At 62.6% G+C, this 23,559-nt stretch carries 25 protein-coding genes; 6 read left to right on the forward strand and 19 right to left on the reverse strand.

Features of this window, described 5'->3' with window-relative positions:
• Complete coding sequence (locus M2281_RS01360) at window positions 1-1,638, forward strand: ABC transporter ATP-binding protein (RefSeq protein ID WP_280819304.1); 1,638 nt, start codon at window positions 1-3, stop codon at window positions 1,636-1,638.
• A gap of 76 nt (window positions 1,639-1,714) precedes the next feature.
• Here M2281_RS01360 and M2281_RS01365 read toward each other — a convergent pair whose 3' ends face one another.
• Both M2281_RS01365 and M2281_RS01370 read right to left on the reverse strand, forming a co-directional pair.
• The gene (locus M2281_RS01365; RefSeq protein WP_280819305.1) at window positions 1,715-2,293 is read right to left on the reverse strand and encodes a GDYXXLXY domain-containing protein; all 579 of its coding nucleotides are present in this window, start codon (window positions 2,291-2,293) and stop codon (window positions 1,715-1,717) included.
• On the reverse strand, window positions 2,293-3,414 hold the full coding sequence (locus M2281_RS01370; RefSeq protein ID WP_342394241.1) for a DUF2157 domain-containing protein: 1,122 nt from the start codon (window positions 3,412-3,414) through the stop codon (window positions 2,293-2,295). Before M2281_RS01370 ends, M2281_RS01365 begins: the two co-directional genes overlap by 1 nt.
• Before the next feature lie 227 nt (window positions 3,415-3,641).
• On the opposite strand from M2281_RS01370, the gene M2281_RS01375 reads away from it, so the two are divergent.
• From M2281_RS01375 to M2281_RS01390, 4 genes are all read left to right on the forward strand, one after another.
• Window positions 3,642-3,782 carry a DUF1127 domain-containing protein gene (locus M2281_RS01375; protein ID WP_280819307.1) on the forward strand — a complete coding sequence of 47 codons (141 nt, stop codon included), beginning with the start codon at window positions 3,642-3,644 and terminating at the stop codon, window positions 3,780-3,782.
• 52 nt (window positions 3,783-3,834) lie between these two features.
• The gene (locus tag M2281_RS01380) at window positions 3,835-3,975 is read left to right on the forward strand and encodes a DUF1127 domain-containing protein (protein WP_106727352.1); all 141 of its coding nucleotides are present in this window, start codon (window positions 3,835-3,837) and stop codon (window positions 3,973-3,975) included.
• 490 nt (window positions 3,976-4,465) lie between these two features.
• Window positions 4,466-5,875: a methylenetetrahydrofolate--tRNA-(uracil(54)-C(5))-methyltransferase (FADH(2)-oxidizing) TrmFO gene (gene trmFO, locus M2281_RS01385; protein ID WP_280819308.1), complete on the forward strand. Its 1,410-nt coding sequence runs from the start codon at window positions 4,466-4,468 to the stop codon at window positions 5,873-5,875.
• Window positions 5,876-6,055: 180 nt separating this feature from the next.
• Window positions 6,056-6,640, forward strand: coding sequence for a sugar O-acetyltransferase (locus tag M2281_RS01390; protein ID WP_280819309.1), 585 nt, complete (start codon window positions 6,056-6,058; stop codon window positions 6,638-6,640).
• Window positions 6,641-6,673: 33 nt separating this feature from the next.
• Here M2281_RS01390 and M2281_RS01395 read toward each other — a convergent pair whose 3' ends face one another.
• From M2281_RS01395 to yajC, 6 genes are all read right to left on the reverse strand, one after another.
• A complete protein-coding gene (locus tag M2281_RS01395) occupies window positions 6,674-7,603 on the reverse strand; it encodes a sterol desaturase family protein (protein WP_280819310.1) in 930 nt (309 codons plus the stop codon).
• Window positions 7,590-8,033, reverse strand: coding sequence for a hypothetical protein (locus M2281_RS01400; protein ID WP_280819311.1), 444 nt, complete (start codon window positions 8,031-8,033; stop codon window positions 7,590-7,592). Before M2281_RS01400 ends, M2281_RS01395 begins: the two co-directional genes overlap by 14 nt.
• Window positions 8,034-8,115: 82 nt before the next feature.
• Entirely contained in the window at window positions 8,116-8,973 is an 858-nt protein-coding gene (locus M2281_RS01405; protein WP_280819312.1) for a phytoene/squalene synthase family protein, read from the reverse strand.
• Window position 8,974: 1 nt separating this feature from the next.
• Window positions 8,975-9,364, reverse strand: a complete 390-nt coding sequence (locus M2281_RS01410; protein WP_280821074.1) for an Mth938-like domain-containing protein — start codon at window positions 9,362-9,364, stop codon at window positions 8,975-8,977.
• Window positions 9,364-11,919 carry a protein translocase subunit SecDF gene (secDF, locus tag M2281_RS01415; RefSeq protein ID WP_280819313.1) on the reverse strand — a complete coding sequence of 852 codons (2,556 nt, stop codon included), beginning with the start codon at window positions 11,917-11,919 and terminating at the stop codon, window positions 9,364-9,366. The genes M2281_RS01410 and secDF overlap by 1 nt, the downstream gene beginning before the upstream one ends.
• A gap of 51 nt (window positions 11,920-11,970) precedes the next feature.
• On the reverse strand, window positions 11,971-12,312 hold the full coding sequence (gene yajC / locus M2281_RS01420) for a preprotein translocase subunit YajC (RefSeq protein ID WP_106725745.1): 342 nt from the start codon (window positions 12,310-12,312) through the stop codon (window positions 11,971-11,973).
• Window positions 12,313-12,646: 334 nt separating this feature from the next.
• Here yajC and M2281_RS01425 point away from each other — a divergent pair, with 334 nt between their 5' ends.
• Window positions 12,647-13,522: an ATP-binding protein gene (locus M2281_RS01425; RefSeq protein ID WP_280819314.1), complete on the forward strand. Its 876-nt coding sequence runs from the start codon at window positions 12,647-12,649 to the stop codon at window positions 13,520-13,522.
• Window positions 13,523-13,620: 98 nt separating this feature from the next.
• On the opposite strand, the gene M2281_RS01430 is transcribed toward M2281_RS01425, so the two are convergent.
• The 11 genes from M2281_RS01430 to nagZ form a co-directional block, all read right to left on the reverse strand.
• Complete coding sequence (locus M2281_RS01430; RefSeq protein WP_280819315.1) at window positions 13,621-14,910, reverse strand: M23 family metallopeptidase; 1,290 nt, start codon at window positions 14,908-14,910, stop codon at window positions 13,621-13,623.
• A 143-nt stretch (window positions 14,911-15,053) separates the two neighbouring features.
• Window positions 15,054-15,707 carry a protein-L-isoaspartate(D-aspartate) O-methyltransferase gene (locus tag M2281_RS01435; RefSeq protein WP_280819316.1) on the reverse strand — a complete coding sequence of 218 codons (654 nt, stop codon included), beginning with the start codon at window positions 15,705-15,707 and terminating at the stop codon, window positions 15,054-15,056.
• A complete protein-coding gene (surE, locus tag M2281_RS01440; protein WP_280819317.1) occupies window positions 15,704-16,462 on the reverse strand; it encodes a 5'/3'-nucleotidase SurE in 759 nt (252 codons plus the stop codon). Before surE ends, M2281_RS01435 begins: the two co-directional genes overlap by 4 nt.
• A complete protein-coding gene (gene serS / locus M2281_RS01445) occupies window positions 16,462-17,772 on the reverse strand; it encodes a serine--tRNA ligase (RefSeq protein ID WP_280819318.1) in 1,311 nt (436 codons plus the stop codon). The genes surE and serS overlap by 1 nt, the downstream gene beginning before the upstream one ends.
• Before the next feature lie 60 nt (window positions 17,773-17,832).
• The gene (tatC, locus tag M2281_RS01450; protein ID WP_280819319.1) at window positions 17,833-18,705 is read right to left on the reverse strand and encodes a twin-arginine translocase subunit TatC; all 873 of its coding nucleotides are present in this window, start codon (window positions 18,703-18,705) and stop codon (window positions 17,833-17,835) included.
• On the reverse strand, window positions 18,702-19,415 hold the full coding sequence (gene tatB, locus M2281_RS01455) for a Sec-independent protein translocase protein TatB (protein WP_280819320.1): 714 nt from the start codon (window positions 19,413-19,415) through the stop codon (window positions 18,702-18,704). Before tatB ends, tatC begins: the two co-directional genes overlap by 4 nt.
• Window positions 19,416-19,445: 30 nt before the next feature.
• On the reverse strand, window positions 19,446-19,679 hold the full coding sequence (locus M2281_RS01460) for a twin-arginine translocase TatA/TatE family subunit (RefSeq protein ID WP_280819321.1): 234 nt from the start codon (window positions 19,677-19,679) through the stop codon (window positions 19,446-19,448).
• Window positions 19,680-19,715: 36 nt separating this feature from the next.
• Window positions 19,716-20,822, reverse strand: a complete 1,107-nt coding sequence (locus tag M2281_RS01465) for an ABC transporter ATP-binding protein (RefSeq protein ID WP_280819322.1) — start codon at window positions 20,820-20,822, stop codon at window positions 19,716-19,718.
• A gap of 32 nt (window positions 20,823-20,854) precedes the next feature.
• The gene (gene scpB / locus M2281_RS01470; protein WP_280819323.1) at window positions 20,855-21,601 is read right to left on the reverse strand and encodes an SMC-Scp complex subunit ScpB; all 747 of its coding nucleotides are present in this window, start codon (window positions 21,599-21,601) and stop codon (window positions 20,855-20,857) included.
• Window positions 21,598-22,398, reverse strand: a complete 801-nt coding sequence (locus M2281_RS01475; RefSeq protein WP_280821075.1) for a segregation and condensation protein A — start codon at window positions 22,396-22,398, stop codon at window positions 21,598-21,600. Before M2281_RS01475 ends, scpB begins: the two co-directional genes overlap by 4 nt.
• A gap of 72 nt (window positions 22,399-22,470) precedes the next feature.
• A complete protein-coding gene (gene nagZ / locus M2281_RS01480; RefSeq protein WP_280819324.1) occupies window positions 22,471-23,490 on the reverse strand; it encodes a beta-N-acetylhexosaminidase in 1,020 nt (339 codons plus the stop codon).
• Between the last annotated feature and the right edge of the window lie 69 nt (window positions 23,491-23,559).

A 23,559-nucleotide genomic window follows, 5' to 3' on the forward strand; every position in this document is an offset into this window, starting at 1 on the left:
ATGAAGACCGTCGGCAAAGATCGCTCTCCCTTGCTGACGATCCGCGATTTGCGGATCGAGGGCAAATCTTCGAACGGCTGGACGAGACTGGTTGACGGTATCGACCTCGACCTGGCGCGCGGCGAGGTTCTCGGCCTCATAGGGGAATCGGGTGCCGGTAAATCCACGCTCGGCCTTGCCGCGATGGGTTTCACCCGCGATGGCTGCCGCATCGTCTCCGGCTCCGTCGACTTCGACGGCATTGATCTCGCCCGCTGTGGCGAGCACGTCCGGCGCGACTTCCGCGGCAAGCGGATCGCCTATGTAGCCCAGTCCGCCGCTGCCTCCTTCAATCCGGCGCACAAGCTCATCGACCAGCATTGCGAGGTGCCGGTCGTCAAGAAGGTGATGCCGCGCGCACAGGCAGAGGAAGGCGCCGTCGAACTTTACCGCAAGATGCGCCTGCCGCAGCCGGAGGGCATCGGCTTTCGCTATCCGCACCAGGTTTCGGGCGGCCAGCTGCAGCGGGCCATGACGGCCATGGCCATGGCCTGCAAGCCGGATCTCATCATTTTTGACGAGCCGACCACCGCGCTCGATGTCACCACCCAGATCGAGGTGCTTGCATCGATCCGGGACATAGTCGAGCAGTTCGGCACCGCGGCGATCTACATCAGCCACGACCTTGCCGTCGTCGCCCAGATGGCCGATCGCATCACCGTGCTGAAAAACGGCCGCGCCGTCGAGACGGCCGCGACCCGGACCATGCTTTCCGAGCCGCAGGAGGACTATACAAAGTCCCTGTGGGCGGTGCGCTCGCTGGAACGCCCCAGGCAGGAGCGCAGCACCGGCGCGCAGCCCGTGCTGAGCCTCAGGAATATCGACGCGGGCTATGGCGCGGCCAAGGTGCTGGAGGACGTCTCCTTCGACATCCATCGCGGCCAGACTGTTGCGGTTGTCGGCGAATCCGGATCGGGGAAATCGACGGCCGCGCGCGTCATCAGCGGTATTCTGAAGCCCTCGCGCGGCGAGGTTTTGTTCGAAGGGCGCAAGCTCCCGACGGACTATCTAGCCCGGAGCCGCGAAGACCTTCGTCACGTCCAGATGATCTACCAGATGCCTGATACGGCGCTCAATCCGCGCCAATCCATCCGGGACATCATCGGGCGGCCGGTCGAATTCTATCTCGGCCTCAAGGGCCGCGAGAAGGAGCAGCGCATCCGCGCATTGCTCGAGCAGATCGAGCTTGATCCGGCGATCTATATGGACCGGCGGCCGACGGAGCTTTCAGGTGGGCAGAAGCAGCGCATTGGCATCGCCCGGGCGCTGGCGGCGGAACCGAAGTTCATCATCTGCGACGAGGTGACTTCGGCGCTCGACCAGCTCGTGGCCGCCGGCATCCTGGCGCTTCTGGCGCGGGTGCAGAAGGAGCGCGACCTTGCGCTGATGTTCATCACGCACGACCTGGCGACGGTGAAGGCCGTGGCCGACGAGGTGGTGGTGATGCAGTACGGGCGCGTCGTCGAAACGGGCGCGGTCGAAACCGTCTTCGCCAACCCCGAGCACGCATACACCACGCACCTGTTGCAATCGGTGCCTGAGATGGACCCCGACTGGCTGACCCGCCGCACGATGGCGAACCGGGAGGTCCCGGCTTAGGCCTCGAGTTGCTGTAAGCTCTCTGCGGGAAGTTACCCGGCGCGTCATAGATGCGCCGGGTAGCATTGCCGGGCCCTTAGTACAGCGGCTCGGAGAACAGCGTGGTGTCCCCGTCCTTCAGCGCCTTGATCTGGAGCGAGCCGTCCTTGTCGACGGTGGCCAGGATGCCGAAGCTACGCACGCGCATGTCCCGCTCGACGGCTTTTCCTTCGCCTTCCGGAAGATAGAAGCGGCCGATACCGTAATCGACATGCAGCACGGCCTCTTCGTCCTGCGGCCAGCCCGAAGAATTGGTGCCAAGCACGTCCACCTCGCCCTCGCCGGGGGCGTTTGCGAAGCCTGTCCCCAATGCCGCGGCCACCGGATGCCAGAAGCGGTCCTCGCCCTTCTTGAGGCGTACATGGATCGCACCGTCGACGCTTGCCGAAGCATCGGCATCGCGGTTGACGATCAGCTTGGCCGGAACGCTGGAGGCCTCATAGCCCAGGCGGACATAGTCGCCACGTAGCAGGTCGCGCGGGTCGACGGGCTCGACCTTGAGCAGCACCTCCTGCCCGTTGCGAAGGATCATCGCGCGAGACCCAATGATCCACGACAGGAAGCCGATCTGGATCAGCGAGAGGACAACGGCCGAGATAAGAAGCCTGTTTTTCATCACGCTGCTCCTGCCTGCTTGATCGTACCGCCGCCGATGCGTCGCTCCACCCTGATGATGACGATGGCGATTATGCCGAGCACGATGCCCGACGCCAAGAACAGCCCGGCGGTGCCGAGCATGGTGCCGATCGTCAGGACATAGATGAAGCAGAGTTCGAGGCCAAAGCCGGCATAGGCAATCCAGCGCAACAGCCGGCTGTCACGGCCGGCGAAGTAAAGTGCGGTCGCAATGCCCGCGAACACGACGAGCGCCGACATCACCAGCCGCCCGGTGTAGTCGAGTTGATCGACCTGGACGAGCAGCATGCCGGTGAGGAAGCCGATGAGGCAATGAACCGGCAGCAGGCCGTCGATACGGAAGACGGCATCCACCGCCGCCGGTGCGGCCACGCAGAGAGCAAAAAGCGCCGCCGACAACAAGGTCAGCCCTATGCCGACGTCGGACACATTGTGGTGGGCCACCAGCAGGCAGGCATAGAGCACGAGCGACAGCAGGATGAGGTGCCGCGCCGCGCGGCTCTGCGTCCAATAGGAAACCAGCCAGAGCGCAGCCGCGACCACCAGATAGAAATGCGTGGAGTGGCGGAACTCCCAGCCGTCGAAGCCGACGACGACCATCCAGGCTATACCTATGGCCGCCCCGGCCACGGTGAGCAGGCTTGAGCGCAGCAGCAGCGCCGCCAGTCCGGTGCCGAAGCACCATGTCAGCAAGGCTGCGCTCTCGTCGCCCTCGAGATGATACATCTGACCGATCAGCGCGATTGAACCGCCGAAGGCGGCGGCGCCGACCAGCCAGAGGGCCTCGGCAATCGCATTCTGCCCACGCGACTTGAGCAATGCGCCGCCGACATAGCTGCCGAAGATGATGGCAAACAGGCCGAGCACGCGCAGCAGGCGGGGAATGGCATCCCAATTCGCGGCCACCAGAAGAAGAAGTGCTGCGCCCAGAAGCAGGGCCGCCATGACCGCCAGCACGAAGCCGAAACTGAACAGGCGGCTTTCATTCGCCTCCACGTCGCGCCCCAGCGCATCCCCCGTCGAGGCGTCGATCAGGCCCTTGTCGACCCATCGCTCAATGTCCTGCTTCACCCGTGCCGAATAGCCCGCCAATGCACTCACTCCAGACCTGTCTGCGACAAAAGAACCACCTTCAAACCCTTGTTGTCACGGGTTTTTTAAGATTCCGCCACATTTGCGTCACAGCCGCTAAAATCGATTAATATTGCAATGCACAAAACGCATTGCTGCCATGCACCAATTGCTCTTTTAATGCATAGCGCCCGGGCCTATTTACGCCTCGTAAACAGCGATTGAAAAAACGAACCGAAGACGAAACGAGCCCAACCATGAACCTGATCCGCAATTACCGCAACTGGCGCCGCTACCGCGAAACCGTGTCTGAGCTGAGCCGCCTGTCGAACCGCGAATTGACCGACCTCGGCATCAGCCGCAGCGACATCCACTTCGTCGCGCGCAAGTCGATCTGATTTTTCCGGGGCCATCCGGCTCCACCCGTACGTTAAAAGAAAGCAAGAAAAAATGAACATCCTCCGCAATTTCCGCAACTGGCGCCGCTATCGCGAGACCGTTTCCGAGCTGAGCCGCCTGTCGAACCGTGAACTGACCGACCTCGGCATCAGCCGCAGCGAAATCCACTCGGTCGCACGCCGCTCGATCTAATCGAATTTCGCCGAACCTACCTCCTCCCGGGTTTCGGCGAATACGGTCAGCCTTCACCTCCTCCCGATAGCTGACCGACCAAAACGGCGCCCGCCGAACCTCCTCCCTCGGCGGGTGCTGTTCTCTCAAGGGCCTTCGCACCCTCAATGGCGAAAAGAATTTCGTCGGCGCCTACCTCCTCCCAGGTTCCGATGAATAAGGTCAGTGTTCACCTCCTCCCGATCACTGACCACCCTAACGGCGCCCGCCGAACCTCCTCCCTCGGCGGGTGCTGTTCTCTCAAGGGTTTCGCCCCCTTCAATTGGCGAAAGGAATTTTGTCGGCGCCTACCTCCTCCCGGGCCCGACGAATAAGGTCAGTGTTCACCTCCTCCCGATCACTGACCACTCTAACGACACCCGCCGGACCTCCTCCCCCGGCGGGTGTTGTCGTTTTCGGACACGGCCACGCGCCGATTGATTTCCCCAGCTGGGCGGCTTATTTCCCAACCATGACAACAAAACCCTTGCACATCATCGGCGGCGGCCTCGCCGGCTCCGAAGCAGCCTGGCAGGCAGCGCAGGCCGGCGTCCCCGTCATTCTCCACGAGATGCGGCCGGTTCGCGGTACCGACGCCCACAAGACCGACGGCCTTGCCGAGCTGGTCTGCTCGAACTCGTTCCGTTCCGACGATGCGCAGGCAAATGCCGTCGGCCTTCTTCACGCCGAGATGCGGCTGGCAGGCTCGCTGATCATGGGTTCGGCCGATGCCAACCAGGTGCCGGCGGGCGGCGCGCTCGCGGTCGACCGCGATGGCTTTTCCGCCGCTGTCACGGCCAAGCTCGAGGCGCATCCGCTCATCACCATCCAGCGCGAGGAAGTGACAGGCCTGCCGCCTGAGGATTGGGAGAACGCAATCATCTCCACCGGGCCGCTCACGGCGCCGTCGCTGGCTGAGGCTATCGCGCAGAACACGGGGGCCGATGCGCTCGCCTTCTTCGACGCAATCGCTCCGATCGTCCATTTCGACACGATCAATTTCGATATCTGCTGGTTCCAGTCCCGCTACGACAAGGTCGGCCCCGGCGGCACCGGCAAGGACTATATCAACTGCCCTATGGACAAGGCGCAGTACGAAGCCTTCGTGCAGGCTCTGATCGACGGCGACAAGACCGAGTTCAAGCAGTGGGAAGGCACGCCCTATTTCGATGGCTGCCTGCCTATCGAGGTGATGGCCGAACGCGGGGTCGAGACGCTGCGCCACGGCCCGATGAAGCCGATGGGCCTGACCAATCCGCATAACCCGACGGTGAAGGCCTATGCGGTCGTCCAGCTCCGTCAGGACAATGCGCTGGGCACGCTCTACAACATGGTCGGCTTCCAGACGAAGCTGAAATATGCCGAGCAGGTGCGCATCTTCCGCATGATTCCCGGGCTGGAGAATGCAGATTTCGCCCGCCTCGGCGGCCTGCACCGCAACACCTACATCAACTCGCCGACGCTGCTCGACACGACGCTGCAGCTGAAGAGCCGCCCTGGCCTGCACTTTGCCGGCCAGATCACCGGCTGCGAAGGCTATGTCGAATCGGCCGCTGTCGGCCTGCTCGCGGGGCGCTTCGCCGCCGCCCAGCTGCTCGGCCAGCAGGTTTCGCCGCCGCCCGTCACGACCGCCTTTGGCGCGCTGCTCAACCACATCACGGGCGGGCACATCGTTTCCGACGACGAGCCCGGCAAGCGCTCCTTCCAGCCGATGAATGTGAATTTCGGCCTCTTCCCGCCCATCGAGGCGCCGAAGGTCGAAGGGAAGCGGCTGCGCGGCAAGGACAAGATCGTTGCCAAGCGCCATGCGATCACATCGCGCGCGCTGGCCGATTGCCGCGCATGGCTCGGCATCCCGGATGCTGCGCAGGCGGCCGAGTAAACAAAAAGCCCGCTTCGGCGGGCTTTTTCTTTCGGCGCAAGGCATCAAGCTGTTCTTCGCGGCGAACGTCTCAGTTCGGTGGATTCCGGCCCTTCCACTTTCTGGCTAGACTTGGCGAATCTCGGTGCCGCCCTCGTGCGCCGAAACGCACGCTCAACTGCAGCCCGAGGAAAATAGTGAATGTCGAATGAGGACGGCACCAAGGTAATTCCCAGGAGAACGCCGGAATCAGCGGCCATGGTGGCCAGCGTCAGGCGAGCGATGGCGATCACACCGGCTCTCAACCGCTTGACGTACGATGATGCGGAAGAAATTCGTGCTGTTTTCAGCGATCTCATCGGCAGCAAGGTGGACGACAGTTTTTCGCTGATCCCACCATTCTACACCACCGGCGGCGAGAATATCCGCGTTGGGCGCAATGTATTCATCAACCAGAATTGCACCATGTACGATCTTGGCGGGATCGACATTGCCGATGATGTGATGATCGGGCCGAATGTGAGCATCATCACGTCGGGCCATCCAGTTGAACCTTCCCAGCGGCGCGCTTTCGTGATCGCGAAGCCCATCGTGATCGAACGAAACGTCTGGATCGCAGCCGGCGTAACGATCATTGGCGGGGTTACCGTCGGCGAGAACTCCGTTGTTGGCGCGGGTTCGGTCGTCACCAAAGACGTTCCCCCGAATACCCTGGTCGGAGGGAATCCGGCGCTCGTCATTCGTTCGATCGGCGACAGCAAAAGGCACATCCGCAAAAGGCCGTGAGAAGAGGTGGGTCTGACGAACTGCGGCGGTATTCTAGCCCGTGAGCCCCGGCTTACCCGCCTCGGCGGGGTTGCGGCGCACATAATCGGCCTTCAAATCCTCGGAAGTCTTGCGCGATCCGTCATGGCTCCAGCCCGGCGGCCGGAACAGATAGCCGAGACGCTGGCAAACTGTCAGGCCGGGCGCGAACGCGTCGCGGAACATGCCGATCCATTCGTGGAACGCGACCTTCAGTGGATTGAACGTGCCGATGTTCCTGACGATACCGTAGCGCGGCTGGTCCTCGGGCACTTCCTCGACGAAGGTGCCTAACATGCGGTCCCAGATGATCAGCGTGCCCGCAAAGTTCGCGTCGAGGTATCGCGCATTGGTGGCGTGGTGCACCCGGTGATGCGAGGGCGTGTTGAAGATGAACTCGAACCAGCCCCACATCCGGCCGATCGTCTCGGTGTGGATCCAGAACTGCCAGAGCAGGTTGAAGCCGTAGACGAAGGCGATTACCGCCGGGTGGATACCGAGCAGCACCAAGGGCGCCTGCAGTACGAACATGCCAGTGAACAGCCCCGTCCAGCTCTGACGCAGAGCGGTCGAGAGATTGTAGTGCTGGCTCGAATGATGATTGACGTGCTCGGCCCATACCCAGCGCACGCGGTGGGCGATGCGGTGATAGAAGTAGTAGCGAAGGTCATCGAGCAGGAAGGCCGCTACGAAAACCCAGGGCGACAAGCCAAGGTCGAAAAGGCGGAACTGCCACACCCACAGCAGAGCGGCGTAGGAAACGAAGCCGAGCAGCAGGCCGGCAACGACATTACCGGTGCCCATCATCAGGTTCGTCAGCGTGTCGCGCGTTTCGAACGAACCCTTGGCCCGCCCAGTCCGGACGAGCCAGAGCTCTATCAGGATCGCCAGGACGAAGAAAGGAATGGCAAGCTGCGTTACCTGCGGAAACTCATAGCTCTCCATTTTCACGCCCCTGCCTGGATATTGGGCCGCCACCAAGAGCCTGAAGCACCGCGCCGGCATCATGGGCAGCGCCGAACGCAAACTGTCCCCCACCCCAGGTGAAATCCTTGAAGCGGATCGACAGCTTGGCGGACCGTCCGAATTCAATCGAGTCGATGTCCGGTGGCGTAATGATGCGCGTCAGGAACCGGTCGCCGATGGTCTGGACGATGCCCGTTCTATTGCCGTCTAGGACCAGGAACGCCGTGCGGCGATCCTCTGTCAGGCGAACCCTGAAAATCGTTTCGTCGGGAAAATCCTCGCCGAAGCGCCGCATGGCATCATCTTCGGCGGCAAGCGTCGCCTGCTTGCTGCCACCGGTGAAATGCACCGCGGCAACGCACAGAGCTATCCCGACCACCACAATGGCGATAAGGACCGGCAGGCTCATGAGCCGAAATTCTCCTCCCCCAGAGCCGCGCTCCGTTCACGGAGACGACGACGCAAGAGGAGTAACATAGCTGACGTTTACGTCAAATGTGATTCGATTTCCAACCGCGCGCGGCGTGCCGGAACAGCAAAGCATGCCGGCGCCAGCCGGCGATCTCTGCCGGGACGGTTGCAGGCTCCCTGCCCATTTTACGCAAGCTGGTAAGGTAAGCGCCTGTCAGGGCAACCGGGAGAAATGCCGGGCGCAGACTGACCGGCAGTTCCCGCGCGCCACGTTCGAAAGCAGCAAGATGCTCAGCGGCAAGCGCGATCATCGCCGCCAGCGCGCCGGGCATCCCAGCGCCGCCGTCACCCGAGACGAACTCTTCCGGCGACGACCCCACCGCGGAGAGAATATCGCGCGGCACGAAGCATTGGCCGCGTGCGCGGTGGTGCGGCAGCAGCCGCAAGAGCCCAGTTATGGCCTGCGCGCAGCCGGCGTGCCCGGCAAGGCCCGCGAAACTCGGCGCAGCCTCCGGCTCGAGGATCATGGAGGCCAGCTGGATAATCGCGCCCGCCGTCTCCCCGCAATAGCCTTCGAGATCATTCCGCGACGGCATGGGGTCGTCGTAGAGGTCAAAAATCCGTGCATCGAGGTAGTTCTGGAGCGCGTCCACGGGCAAGCCGTAGGTGTCGATCGCCCCGATCAGCGCTTCTGCCACCGGATGGCCGGCGGCAGCCTGAATATTGCCGGCAGCAAGGACGTCACGCCACCATTGCAGGCGCACTTCGCCGGGCAGCGCCTCGCGAATGCGGTCGCGCACCCCGGCGATCTCGGCGTTGAAGGCATAAAGCGCAAACAAGGCCGGCCGCTTGTCTTCCGGCGCATAAAGCGCGCTGAGATAGCGGTCGCGGTCGGCGGTCCGTACCGCCTCCATCACGATCTTGGCGTGTTCTTCCATGTCAATCGACGGCAATCAATGCGGCGGCAACCGCCCGGTCTTCGGCCAAGAGCACGTTGTAGGTGCGCACCGCAGCGCCGGTCGACATTGGATCGGCCGAGATGTGGACCTCGCGAAGCGCGGCGCGCAATGCGGCCGGCAGCGGACGCAGATCCGTGCCCGTGCCAACGAGCAGGATCTGGATATCCCCGGCTTCGGCCAGAACGCGGGCGAAATCGTCGACTGTAAGCGCTGCCGGGTTCGCGGGCTCCCAGCCATAGATGCCGGACGGCACGCACAGCAGCGAGCCGCGATGCGACATGTCGGCGAAACGGAAGCCGCCATTGCCGTAAGCCTCGATCGGAGCCCGACCGGGGAAATGAGCTTCTCGGATAACAATGCCTGCCATGATCAAAGCTTTGCGGGTTGCGCGGCTACCGAGGTCCGAGCCGTATCGTCATTATCGAACATATCGGGTCGCAGCTTGAACAAAATCAACAGCGGGCCGGCCACAAAGATCGACGAATAGGTGCCGAAAAGCACGCCGAAGATCATGGCGAAGGTGAAGGAGCTGATGACCTCGCCGCCGAAGGTATAGAGCGCGCCCAGCGCCAAAAGCGTCGTCACGCCGGTGAGCACGGTACGCGAAAGCGTCTGGTTGAGCGAAAGATCGATCAGCTCGCGCATCGGCATCTTGCGGTGCTTGCGCAGGTTCTCGCGAATGCGGTCGTAGACCACGATCGTGTCGTTGATCGAATAGCCGACGGTCACGAGGATCGCCGCGATGCTTGCAAGGTTGAACTCGATGCCCGCCACGACATAGAGGCCCGCCATCGCGATCACGTCGTGCAGCGTGGAAACCACCGCCCCTAGGGCGAAGTGCCACTCGAAACGGACCCAGATGTAGACCAGCATCGCCGCCAGCGCCGCCAGCACCGCCCAGGTTCCAGCCTTGGCGAGCTCGTTGGAAACCGTCGGCCCGACAACCTCCACGCGGCGGAAATCATAGTCGTCCTCGAGTTCCATGCGGGCCTTCTCGACCGCGGACTGCTCGGCATTGTCGCCGCCGCCCTGCGAGGCGAGCTTGATCAGGAGATCGCGCTTGGAGCCGAATTCCTGGACCTGGACTTCCCCGACGTTAAGTTCGCTAAGCCGGGCACGCACATCTGCCGGATCGGCCTCAGCGTCCTTGGCCTTTATCTCGATCAGCGAGCCGCCGACGAAGTCAACGCCATAGTTCAGGTCCTTGGTCATGAACATGACGGCCGCGCCAATCGAAACGACTGCAGACAGGGCGAACGCATATTTGCGCATGTTCATGAACGGCACGGCCGTGCGCTCCGGCACCAGCCGGATCAGGCCGCGGGAAATTTCCCTCGGCCTCGCTGTACGCAACCAGACCGATACGAGCCAGCGCGTCAGCGTGAAGGCGGTGAAGATGGTCGTGACGATGCCGATGGCAACGGTGACAGCAAAACCGCGCACAGGCCCTGAGCCGAGGAAGAACAGGATGACCACGGCGATGAGCGTGGTGACATTCGCATCGATGACGGCGGCCGCAGCGCGCGAGAAGCCGGCGTCGAGCGCCTGCACGAGCGACTTGCCCTCGCGCCGCTCTTCCTTGACACGCTCATAGATGAGCACGTTGGAGTCCACGGCCATGCCGATGGTCAGGATGATGCCGGCAATGCCGGGCATGGTCAGCGTGGCGCCGAAAGCCGAAAGAACGGCAATGATGAGCACGACATTCGCGGCAAGCGCCAGATCGGCGATGATGCCGAGGCTGCCATAGGAGGCAATCATGAATGCCAGGACCAGAAGGCCGCCAATCAGGGCTGCGAACTGACCGGCCGTGATGGAGTCGGCCCCGAGGCTCGGGCCGACCGAGCGCTCCTCGACGATGGTCAGGTTTGCCGGCAGCGCGCCGGCGCGCAGCAGCATCGCCAGATCGCTGGCGCTCTGCTCGGTGAAATTGCCGGCGACGTTTCCGGTACCGGTCAGTATAGGCTCACGGATCTGCGGCGTCGAAATCACCTGGTTGTCGAGGACAATGGCGAACAGGCGTCCGACATTTTCCTGGGTGGCCTTGCCGAAGCGTTCAGCCCCCACCTGATCGAGCGTGAAGGAAACCGTCGGCTCCTTCATCTGTTCGTCGACGGTCGCCTTGGCATCGACCAGGTTCTGCCCGGAAACGATGACGCGATCCTCGATCAGATAGGGAACCGGCGGATCGTCGAAAGAGTAGACGACGGACGAACCAGACGGCGGCTGTCCCAACACAGCCTGATGCACAGGTACGCTTAGGTCGACCATCCGGAAGCTGAGTTTTGCGGTCTGGCCGAGGATGTCCTTCAGGCGCTGCGGGTCCTGCAGTCCCGGAACTTGCACGGAAACGCGGTCCTTGCCCTGACGCTGGATGATCGGCCCAGCCGTCCCGAACTCTTCGATGCGCCGCCCGATCACCTCGATCGAACGCTCCTGAGCCAGCCTCATGCGGTAGTCGAGACCAGCATCGGTGAGCGTATAGCGCAGCAGGCCCGGTTCAGGCTCGCCGAGGCTCATTTCCGTTACGGACTTGAAGCCGAACAGGCCCGTTTGCACCGGCTGGACGAAAGAGACCAGTGCTTGCTTGGCCTTGTCGACTTCGTTGGCCTCGAGCACGCGAAGCTCGACCACCCTGCCGCTCGTGGAAAGGCCGGTGTACCCGATCCCTGCATCGCGCAGGACGGTACGGATCTGGTCGCGCGCGGCGGCCAGGGCTTCATTGGCCAGATCGTCGCGATCTATCGCAAGGACAACATGCGAGCCGCCCTGAAGGTCGAGGCCGAGCGTCAGCGCCCGCTTGGGCAGCCAGTCCGGCAAGGCGTCGAGCGTCTGGCGCGAAAACAGATTTGGGGCTGCAAACAGCAGCCCCAACGCAATGACGATCCAGATCGAAAGAGTTTTCCAGCGCGAGAAGTATAGCATCCGTGTTCCGTCGGTTCAGGGCCTTACGAAAAACCCGCGCCGGAAGGCGCGTTACTTCTTCGCGTTCTGGTTGGCGACGGGTTCACCTTTAACACGAACATCGGCGATCGTGGAACGGAGCGCAGTCACCTTGAGGCCGTTGCCGAGATCGACTTCGAGTTCGTTGTCGTCGACCACCTTGGTGACCTTGCCAATCAGGCCACCACCGGTCACGACCGTATCGCCGCGACGGATGGCGGCCAGCAGTTCGCCGCGCTTCTTGAGTTGCTGGCGCTGGGGACGGATGATCAGGAAGTACATGATGACGAAGATCAGGACAAACGGCAGAACGCTGATCAACATGTCGGGGCTGGCGCCGGTGGTGCCTTGGGCGTATGCCGGTGTCACGAACATCATAAACTCCTGAAAATAGAGGGAGAGCTCGGCGCGAGCCCTCTTGCGAAAGTTGCGCGGAATATAGTGGTTGGAGCTACCTTTGCAACTGCGCAGGCAGCCTAGACAACTGCTTTCCCGGGCTCATTGCCCATGTTACAGCCTTAGGGACCATGCGGTTAGATTGAATCATCGGCCAAGGCTGGTTTTCAGCAGGTTCCTGCACCGAAACGGGCAAGTTCATCTGCGCAAGCGGCCGCGGATTCGCGCACTAACTATCTTGTTACGTGCGCGACTGATTCAATCTAACCAATGTCGCGCCGAACAAGTGTTCATCAGATTGCGGAACGCGGAAATGACTGAGAATACCCTCGAAGTTCTGACCCAGAAACTCGATCGCCTGATCGAAGCCGTCGGCCGGCTCGCCCCTACCCCAATTCCCCAATCGGATCTCAACGCAGCCGATTGCTTCGTCTGGGCGGCGAGCCCCGGCTATCTGGAACCGGTCAATCGGGTCAATCGCGTCGATATCGGCCTGATCCGCGGCGTGGACCGTGTGCGCGACATACTGGTCGACAACACCGAACGCTTCGCCGCCGGCCTCCCGGCCAACAATGTGCTGCTTTGGGGCGCGCGCGGCATGGGCAAGTCGTCTCTGGTCAAGTCCACCCATGCCGCGATCAACGCCGCGCGCTCGGACGAGGCGCCGCTGAAGCTGATCGAGATCCATCGCGAGGACATCGACACGCTGCCCAAGCTGATGGGCATCCTTAAGACGGCACCTTTCCGCTTCATCCTGTTCTGCGACGACCTGTCCTTCGATCACGACGACACTTCATACAAGTCGCTGAAGGCGGCGCTCGAAGGCGGCGTCGAGGGGCGGCCGAACAATGTGATCTTCTACGCGACCTCGAACCGGAGGCACCTCCTGCCGCGCGACATGATCGACAATGAGCGCTCGACCGCAATCAATCCCTCCGAGGCCATTGAGGAAAAGGTGTCGCTGTCAGACAGATTCGGCCTGTGGCTCGGCTTCCACAAATGCTCGCAGGACGAATACCTCGACATGATCGACGGTTATGTCCGCTACCACGAGCTGAAAATCGACGCCGGCGCATTGCGGGCGGAAGCGCTGGAATGGTCGACGACGCGCGGCAGCCGCTCGGGCCGCGTCGCATGGCAGTTCATCCAGGACCTGGCAGGACGACTGGGTCAGCCGCTCAAGGACTGAGCGTTCCTGCAACGCTCCAAGCCGTCATTCCAAACAGAAAACCCGCCCAATGGGCGGGTTTTTTTCGATCCTTAGATCGGCCAAGCGTCTTCCGTCTCTTATTCGAGATAGCCGGACGGATTGACCGGAGTCGAGTTCTTGCGTACCTCGAAATGCAGTCTCGGCGTGTCGGTGCTGCCACTCATGCCCGACAGGGCGAGTTCCTGACCGCGCTTGACCTTCTCGCCGCGGGTCACCTTCAGCTCGCTGGCATGGCCATAGACGGTGACAAGGCCGTTCTCGTGGCGCACCAGAACCGTGTTGCCGAACTCCTTCAGCCCATCGCCGGCGTAGATGACAACGCCGTTCTCGGCGGCCTTGACCGAAGTACCCTCCGGCACCTGGATGTCGATGCCGTCATTGGCCTTGCCGCCACCCTTGCCATAGGCGGAGATGACGCGGCCACGCACCGGCCAGCGCATCTTGCCGATGCCGGTCGAGTCCGGAGCGATTGCAGCAACTTCCTCGGCCTGCTCGATGACCTTGTCGCTCTTCTTGGGCGGCGTATAGGAAGCCATCTTGGACGCGTCAGAGTTCTCTGGCTTGGCCGGAGCAGAACTCGTCACGACCGGGTCCCGCGTCGGCGCGGCAGCCGCCACGGTGGTCGTGGCAGCCGGAGCGCCGGCCGCGGGGATGCGCAGCGTCTGGCCGATACGAACGGTGCCGTCGTTCATGCCGTTGGCCGCCTTCAGAGCTTCGGCGCTGACACCATTCCTCTTGGCGATCTTGGTAAGCGTGTCACCTTGCTGCACCTTGTAGGTGCCAGCAGCAGCCGCGCCCTTCGCGCTGTTGGCGGCGCTCGCAAGCTGGGCGTTTTCACCCGCCTTCGGCTGCTGCGACTGCGGCAGCACGCCGAGGGTGCCTTCCGGCGCACCAAGACCTGGCGCCTTTTTGCCCGGCTGGTTGCCCGTCGCACCAGCCATAGGCTTGGCCTCCGCCACCTTGGTATCGTGGGCGGGGGCGAGCGGCTTGGCGCTCCCGGCAACCGTCTGGTCGACATGGCTCGTGACAGGAACCGGCTGCATCGTATTTGAGGCCATCGGCGCAGACTGCCCCGGCGAGACCGGAGGGGGAAGCGGCTGGGAAGAAACAGGCGTCAGGGTGCTGCGCGTCACCGGCGCGGTCTCGGCACTTGCCAGCGGCGCCACCTGCGTGTCGCCCGGATAGGGCTGATTCTGCCCGATGATCTGACGCTGATTGGGCGTCGACGCCGTAAAGACGTCGTCGATACCGCCGCCACCGAATCGCGCAACGCCGGAGCTGCAGCCGGCAGCCATGCCAGCGACGAGAAAAACGGCAGCGCCGCGCACCAAAATGCGTTCGTTCTTGGCTAAAATACTGAACCGCATCGTAATAACCCGCGTAACCACAACCGAAACTGGCCATGATTAAAGCGCGTTAATGTTACTGGTCGGTTAAGACGCTGACGGTCGGCGGTAACGAATCCTATCGCGAGGTTTCGGAAGCTGCGATCCGCAATGCGGAAGGCTGGTCAAATGGCGACGGCAACGCCTTGAGAGATGGGCTGGAACCGCACAACGCCGATGTCTTCGCGCTCGAAGCGGCTGCCGAGCTTGTTGAGCTTGGACATGAGTTGTTCGCCCTCGTCGGGACCGATCGGCGCGACCATGGTGCCGCCGCTCGACAGCTGATCCAGGAATGGACGAGGCAGGCTGGTGAACGAAGCCCAGACCACGATCCGGTCGAACGGCCCCTCACCCGGCAGACCGTTCGAACCGTCCGTCTGGCGCACGAAGGCATTGGCGATGCCAAGCGCTTCGAAGCGCTGCTTGGCCTGCTCGGTCAACGTCTTGTAGCGGTCGACCGTCACGACGCGCGCTGCCAGCCGAGACATGACCGCCGCCGTGTAGCCGGAGCCGGTCCCGATCTCCAGAACACGGCTCGTCGGTTCGATGTTGAGAGCGGCGATGACCGCAGCCTGCAGATCGGCCCCTTCCATGGTCTCACCGCACTCGATCGGAATCATGCGATCCGACCATGCGAGGTTCTGCCATTGCGAGGGAATGAAGGCGCGCCGCGGCGTCGCCTCGAACGCAGTGATCATGTCTTTCGGGACGATGCCGCGTCCGCGCAATCTCAAGAGAAAAGCGGCGAAACCCTCGCGGTCATCAGTGGAAAAATTCATTCCAGCGCCTTCGTCAGCTGATCCCGAATTTCGTAGGCGGTCAGATCGAGCTTCAGCGGCGTGACGGAGACGCGCTTGCTTCTCACCGCATGAACGTCCGTGCCCTCTTTCAATTCCGGCGCTTCACGGCCGAAACGCAGCCAGTAGTAGGGGAACCCTCTGCCGTCGGCGCGCTCATCCAGCCACAGGCTGTGAACCAGCTTGCCCTGGCTTGTGACCGTGGGACCTTCCACTTCCTCAGGGGGGCAGTTCGGAAAGTTCACGTTGAGGAAGGTGCCCGCAGGCAGGTCGATCTTCAAAAGCTTGCGCAGCAGGGCCGGCGCCAAGGTTTCCACCGTATCCCACGGCACCATGCGGGTCTGTTCGACGACATTGTAGGCCTGGCTCAGGGCGATCGAACGAATGCCGAGCATCGTTCCTTCCATCGCGCCGGCCACGGTGCCCGAATAGGTCACGTCGTCGGCGAGGTTGGACCCCGAGTTGACGCCGGACAGGATGAGATCCGGCGGCTCAGGCATGACCTTGCGCACACCCATGATGACGCAATCGGTGGGCGTTCCGCGAACCGCAAAGTGACGGTCATCGATCTTGCGCAGGCGAAGGGGTTCCGAAATCGACAGCGAGTGCGCGAAGCCCGACTGGTCGGTCTCCGGCGCGACTACCCATACGTCGTCCGAGATCGTACGGGCTATGCGCTCAAGACAAGCAAGGCCCTCGGCATGAATGCCGTCGTCATTGGTCAGAAGGATACGCATCAGGACCGGCTCGCCTCGATCTTCGTCGCGCCGCCCATGTAAGGGCGGAGAACTTCAGGAATGGTTACGCTGCCATCCTCGTTCTGGTAATTTTCGAGCACAGCGATGAGCGCGCGGCCCACAGCCGTACCGGAGCCGTTCAGCGTGTGCACGAAGCGGGTCGCCTTCTCGTCCTTCGGACGATAGCGGGCATCCATGCGGCGGGCCTGAAAATCGCCGCAGACCGAGCAGGACGAGATTTCGCGATAGGTGTTCTGGCCGGGCAGCCAAACCTCGATGTCGTGGGTCTTGCGCGCACCGAAGCCCATGTCGCCCGTGCACAGAACCATGGTGCGGAACGGAAGCTCGAGCCGCTTCAGCACTTCTTCCGCGCACTGCGTCATGCGGTCATGCTCGGCGAGCGAGCTTTCGGCATCGGTGATGGACACCAGCTCGACCTTGTAGAACTGGTGCTGGCGCAGCATGCCGCGGGTGTCGCGGCCCGCCGATCCCGCTTCGGAACGGAAGCACGGCGTCAACGCCGTCACGCGCAGCGGCAGCTGCTCCTGGTTGAGGATTTCCTCGCGCACCAGGTTGGTCAGCGGCACTTCGGCAGTCGGGATGAGGCCGAGGCGGCTCTCGCCGTGCGGGGTGAAGAACAGGTCTTCCTCGAATTTGGGCAGCTGGTTGGTGCCGAACAGCGCCTCGTCGCGCACCAGAAGCGGCGGCTGCACCTCAGTGTAGCCGTGCTCGGTGGTGTGCAAATCGATCATGAACTGACCGAGCGCGCGCTCGAGCCGGGCAAGCTGGCCCTTGAGAATCGTAAAACGGCTGCCGGAAAGCTTTGCAGCGCGCTCGAAATCCATCAGGCCGAGCGCTTCGCCGATCTCGAAGTGTTCCTTCACCCAATTGGAGCGCTGCTTAACTTCGCCGACCTTGCGCAGTTCGACGTTGTCGTGCTCGTCGGCACCCATCGGCACGTCGTCCAGCGGCACGTTCGGCACAACTGCCAGCGCGTCATTCAACGCCTTGTCCAGCTCGCGCTCGCGCGCCTCGCCGTTCTGGATGAAGACCTTGATGTCGGCGACCTCGGTCTTGAGCTGGTCGGCCAGCGCCGAGTCGCCGTTGCGCATGGCATTGCCGATCTCGCGAGAAGCGGCATTGCGGCGCTCCTGCTTGACCTGCAGCTCGCCAAGATGCGCGCGGCGCGACTCGTCCTTGATCAGCAGGTCGTCGACCGAAGCCTGAGCGGCGTCGGACGACTGGCCGCGCTTCACCAACGCATCAACGAGGGCTTTAGGGTTCTCGCGAATCCATTTGATATCAAGCATGGCAAGGGTCCGTCGCAGTAATGAGTTAAATCACGGCCGCGACGGCGGATCGAAAGGCGGTCAGCTCGCGGTGGTACCGTCGCCTGAACCTTGCAGCGAAGCTTTCTCGCTTGCTGATTCGGCGGCTTCCTCGTTCTCACGCGCCACGCGTTCCTGTTCGCGATTCCGTTCGATCATCCGGGCGGCCCAGATGGAAACCTCGTAAAGAAGGATGGTGGGAAGGGCAAGACCGATCTGGCTCACCGGGTCCGGAGGCGTCAGCACAGCAGCAACGACGAAGGCGAGAACGATCGCCCATTTGCGCTTGCTGGCAAGCCCCTCCGCCGAAAGAAGGCCCACGCGTGTCATCAGCGACGTGATAACCGGAAGCTGAAACACGAGGCCGAAGGAGATGATCAGCGTCATGATCAGGCTGAGATATTCCGAAACCTTCGGCAGCAGCGAAATCTGCACCTGGTCGTCGGTTCCCGCCTGCTGCATGGCCAGGAAGAACCACATCACCATCGGGGTGAAGAAGAAGTAGACGAGCGAGGCCCCCATCACGAACAGGATGGGCGACGCGATCAGAAACGGCAGGAATGCGCGGCGCTCGTTGCGATAAAGGCCTGGCGCCACGAACTTGTAGATCTGCGCGGCGATCAGCGGAAAGGCGATGACGATACCGCCGAACATGGCCAGCTTGATCTGCGTAAAGAAAAACTCCTGCGGCGCGGTGTAGATCAGCTCGACCTTGTGCGGATCGAGTCCGGCCCAGGCCGTCGCCCACTTGAAGGGGATGACCAGCAGGTTGAACAGATGCTTGGCAACGAAGAAGCAAGCAAGGAAGGCCACGAAGAACCCGCCCAGACACCAGATCAGCCGCTTGCGCAGTTCGATCAGATGCTCGATCAGCGGCGCCGATGATTTTTCGATTTCGTCGTCCCGTTCGCTCACTTGGCGCTTCCAGCTGCTGTCTTCTTGGCGGCGGGCTTGGCCTTTTCGGCGGCTGCCGCAGTTTTGGTGGACTTCGGCGCGGCGGCCTTCGCCGCCGGCTTTGCTGTAGCCTTGGCCGCAAGCTTCACAGCCGGGGCCTTGGCGGCTTTGGTCTCGGCAGACTTGGAGGCCACCTTAGGCGCGGACACCTTGGCATCTGCCTTAGGCGCCACCTTCGCCCTGGTCTTCTTTGCAGGCGCAGGCTCCGGCTGGGCCGAAGCTGCTGCGACCTGAACGGGTTCCGGATTGACCGGCGCGGCGGCTGTCGCCTCCGAGCCCGCAGCGCCGGGCATTGCCGTAGCGCCCCCTTTCAGGGGCTCCGCCGGCTGGGCCGCATCGGTTGCAGGCGCCGGAGCCGGGGAAGATGCCGGCTTGATCGAGTCCAGCCCGGAACGAATGTCGGAAGCCGCCTGCTCGAAAGGATTGAGCTGCTTCTTGATCTGCTCCGCGGGGTTCAGGCTGCGCAGGTCGTCGATGGATTTCTTGACATCGTCAAGCTCCGCCTCCTTGAGCGCCTCGTTGAACTGCCTTTGGAAATCGCCGGCCATGGCCCGCAGTTTCGCCGTCGTCTTGCCGAACGTGCGCAGCATGCGCGGCAAGTCCTTGGGCCCGACGACCACGATCATCACGATCGCGATCACGAGCAATTCGCTCCAGCCGATATCAAACATGTTTACCCAACCCGACTAGCGGAAAGCGCCTCAGCTCTTGCTGGTCTTTTCCTTCGTCTGGACGGTTTCGTCGGCACGATGCTCCACGGTGCGGGCGTCGGTGGGCTTGGCGCTCTCGTCGTCATCCTCGTCGGACATGCCCTTCTTGAAGCTCTTGATGCCCTTGGCCATGTCGCCCATCAGCTCCGGTATCTTGCCGCGGCCGAACAGCAGCAGCACGACCACCAGCACGATGAGCCAGTGCCAAATCGAAAAGGAACCCATGGTAACTCTCTCTCGTACGATTTCCTGAGGATTGATCTATGCGTTTTCACGCTGTGTTTCAAACAGAAGTACGTCAGACTTGCGCAAGGAAAGCCAGATGTCACGTGCTTTTGCGGACAATGCGCCGCAGCGTATACGCGCACGCACCGGAACCTCGGCACCCGAAACGGCAAGTTCGAGCAATTCCACGACACCGAGGAAGCGACGCGACAAGATCCGCGCCTGAACCTCGCCGGCCGTCTCGCTAACGTCGAAGCCGGTCAACCGCACGGCGACGCTGGCCGCCGAACCGTCCTCAATGCCCGGCGCGGCCACCTTGCCCACCGGCGTATCGACGAATTTATCGCGAACGCGCCCGTCGAAGACGTTCAATTCGGAGAAGAATCCCGCGACGAAAAGGTTCGCCGGCCTGAGATAGAGTTCTTCGGCGCTGCCGACCTGCACCAGCTTGCCCCCCTTGAGGAGCGCGATACGGTCGGCCATACGCATGGCCTCTTCCGCATCATGGGTGACGACGATGGCCGTCGCGCGACTTTCGCGCAGAATGGCCAGCGTTTCGGCGCGCACATTGTCCTTCAGCCGAGAATCAAGGCCCGAAAACGGCTCATCCATCAGGAGAACGGCAGGCCGGGGCGCAAGCGCCCTCGCCAGCGCCACGCGCTGCTGCTCGCCGCCTGAAAGGACGTGGGGATAAGACCCCGCATAATGGGCAAGGCCGACGCGCGACAGCGCAATCATCGCCTCGCTACGCGCTTCTTCCACCGACAGCGCAGTCAGGCCGAAGCGCACATTGTCCAGAATGGTCAGGTGCGGAAACAGCGCGAAATCCTGGAAGACCAGCCCGATCGAGCGCTTTTCCGGCGGCAGGAACACGTTGGGACCAGCAATTTCGCGCTCATTGAGCAGCACGCGTCCGCTAGTCTGCGCCTCGATGCCGGCAGCGATCCGCAAAAGCGTGGTCTTGCCGGAGCCGGAGGGCCCGAGCAGGCACAGCACCTCGCCCGGCTCTGCCGTCAGCGAAACGTCGCGCAGGGTCTCCGCCCCGGCTCCAAAGGAATGGCAGATGTTCTCGAAAGCGAGGCGCGCGGCGAAGGTAACGCCCGCACTCACACGATTTGCCGTCTGCGCAGTTTCAGTCTTCACGTGAATACAGTCTCTCGCGCGCCTGGCACTGCTCAATCATCCAGCGCACGAGGTGTCAACAGCCCGAGTTCCTCGAGATCGACATCGGTCAACGGATCTTCATCGTCGCCCAGCAGGTCAAGATCGGACGGCGGCAGAGGAATGGCAAAGTTCGACGGCATGCGCGCCGACAGCAGCCCTGCCCCCTTGAGTTCCTCCATGCCGGGCAGATCGCGGATTTCCTCCAATGCAAAATGATCGAGGAACTTGTCGGTCGTGCCGTACGTAACCGGCCGTCCGGGCGTGCGCCGCCTGCCCCGCATGCGCACCCATTCGGTTTCCAGCAGCGTGTCCAACGTGCCCTTCGAAGTCTCCACGCCGCGGATCTCCTCAATCTCCGCGCGTGTCACAGGCTGGTGGTAGGCGATGATCGCCAGGACCTCCAGCGCCGCCCGCGACAGCTTCTTCTGCTGGATAGCGTCTCGGCTCATCAGATAGGCCAGGTCGCCGGCCGTACGGAACGCCCAGGCATCAGCCACGCGCACGAGATTGACGCCGCGGCTCGAATAGACCTCCTGGAGCTCCAGCATCGTGGCACGCACGTCCACACCCTCCGGAAGACGGGCGGCAAGCGCACGCTCGCTGACCGGCTCAGTGCTCGCAAACACGATCGCCTCGGCCATACGCATGGCCTCATCCAAGGAGCGGCGCGGGGCGGAGTTGAGCTCGCCCGTATCATCATCGGCTTCGTCGTCGATCAAGAACGGGATGATGTTTGCGTTGGCGCTGTTTTCGCTCATGACGCACCTTCGGGGAGTTTTGCGGCGGCCGTGCGGCTGCGCAGGTAGAGCGGCGAAAACGCATCCTGCTGCCTGACTTCAAGATGACCTTCTCGCACCAGCTCGAGCGTCGCCGCAAAGGAGCTGGCAATCGCCGTCGCCCGCTCTTCCGGCGTTGTGAGATAGGAGATCAGGAACTGGTCGAGCGCGGTCCATTCCTTGAACTCGCCGACCAGGCGGGTGAGGATGTCGCGCGCCTGCTTGAGAGACCAGACACCGCGCTGGGCAATGCGCACATTGGTGATTGCCCGCCTTTGCCGCTGGATCGCATATGCCGTGAGCAGGTCGTAGAGCGAGGCGGAATATTCGTTGCGCTTCTCAACCACGACAAGCTCGGGCATGCCGCGGGCAAAGACATCGCGGCCAAGCCGATTACGGTTGACCAGCCGGGCGGCAGCGTCGCGCATCGCTTCCAGCCGCTTCAGGCGGAATTGCAGAACCGCGGCCATTTCCTCGCCGCTCTCGCCCTCGTCGTCTGCCTGCTTGGGAATGAGAAGCTTGGACTTGAGGAAGGCGAGCCAGGCGGCCATGACGAGATAGTCGGCGGCCAGTTCGAGCCGCACGGCTCGCGCACTGTCGATGAAGGTCAGATATTGCTCGGCCAGCGCCAGGATCGAAATCCGCGAGAGATCGACCTTCTGGTTGCGCGCCAGGTGCAGGAGCAGGTCGAGCGGACCTTCGAAGCCGGCAATATCAATGAGCAGCGCCGGCTCGCTGACGCCGCGAGACTCGTCACTGTCCGCCCACAGGCGGTCCATCGGTGCGGCCTTGGGGGCCTGGCTTCCAGAGGCTTCCGCCAACTTCGTGCCTTCTCCCTGAGGCCGACGCTCCTATGCTGCGGCCTCGAAATAAGTTGCGAACTCGGCGCGAACCGCCGCCTCGTCGGCTGCGTCGCGCTGGTTAATGTAAGTCAGGGCACGCTCGGCGCGCTCCAGCGATTTGCCTTCGAGCGCGGTCGTGCGCGATGCGATGCCCGCCATTTCTTCCATCACGCCATTACAGTGAAGGACAAGATCGCATCCCGCCGCAAGGATCGAAGCCGCCTTCGAGGGGAAATCCCCAGAAAGTGCCTTCATCGAGGTATCGTCGCTTATCAGAAGACCGTCAAAGCCGATCTCGCCGCGCACGACATCCTTGATCACCTTGGCCGATGTGGTTGCCGGACCATTCGGGTCGATCGCTGCATAGACCACATGCGCCGTCATTGCGGCCGGCAGGTGATTTAGCGCCTTGAACGGGGCGAAATCATGGGCACGCAATTCCTCGATCGGCGTGGTGACGGTAGGCAGTTCGAGATGGCTGTCCGAGAATGCGCGACCGTGGCCGGGAACATGCTTCATCACGGGCAGCACGCCGCCGGCCAACAAGCCTTCCGCTGCGGCCTTGCCAAGCGTGGCAACGGTCTCAGGGTCCTTGCCATAGGCGCGGCTGCCGATGACGTCGCTTGCACCTTCGATCGGAACGTCGAGCACCGGCAGGCAGTCTGCCGTGACGCCGAGGTTCAGGAGATCGAAAGCATGCAGGCGCGAAAGCAGCCATGCGGCGCGCAGCCCCGCTTCACGATCTTTCCTGTACAGATCGCCAATGGCAGCTCCGGCCGGATAGTTGGGCGCAAGCGGCGGGCGCAGTCGCTGTACACGGCCGCCTTCCTGATCGATGAACACCGGCGCATCCGGCCGCCCGACGCTCTCGCGCATCGAGGCGACGAGATCGCGGATCTGCTCCGGCTCGCCGACATTGCGAGCAAACAGGATGAAACCCCAGGGACGTTCATCGCCATAGAAGCGGATTTCGTCCTGGGTCAGCGTTTTCCCTGCACAGCCGAGGATCATCGATTTTGATTCGGTCATGATTTCCAAACTAGAGCATCGCGGCTGCCGTGGGAATCCGCCCACTTTCGGTTCGCGGCCGGGCTTTGC

Origin of the sequence: Pseudaminobacter soli (ex Li et al. 2025), from assembly GCF_029892515.1 — a bacterium.
In the GTDB taxonomy this organism is placed as follows: Bacteria; Pseudomonadota; Alphaproteobacteria; order Rhizobiales; family Rhizobiaceae; genus Pseudaminobacter; species Pseudaminobacter soli_A.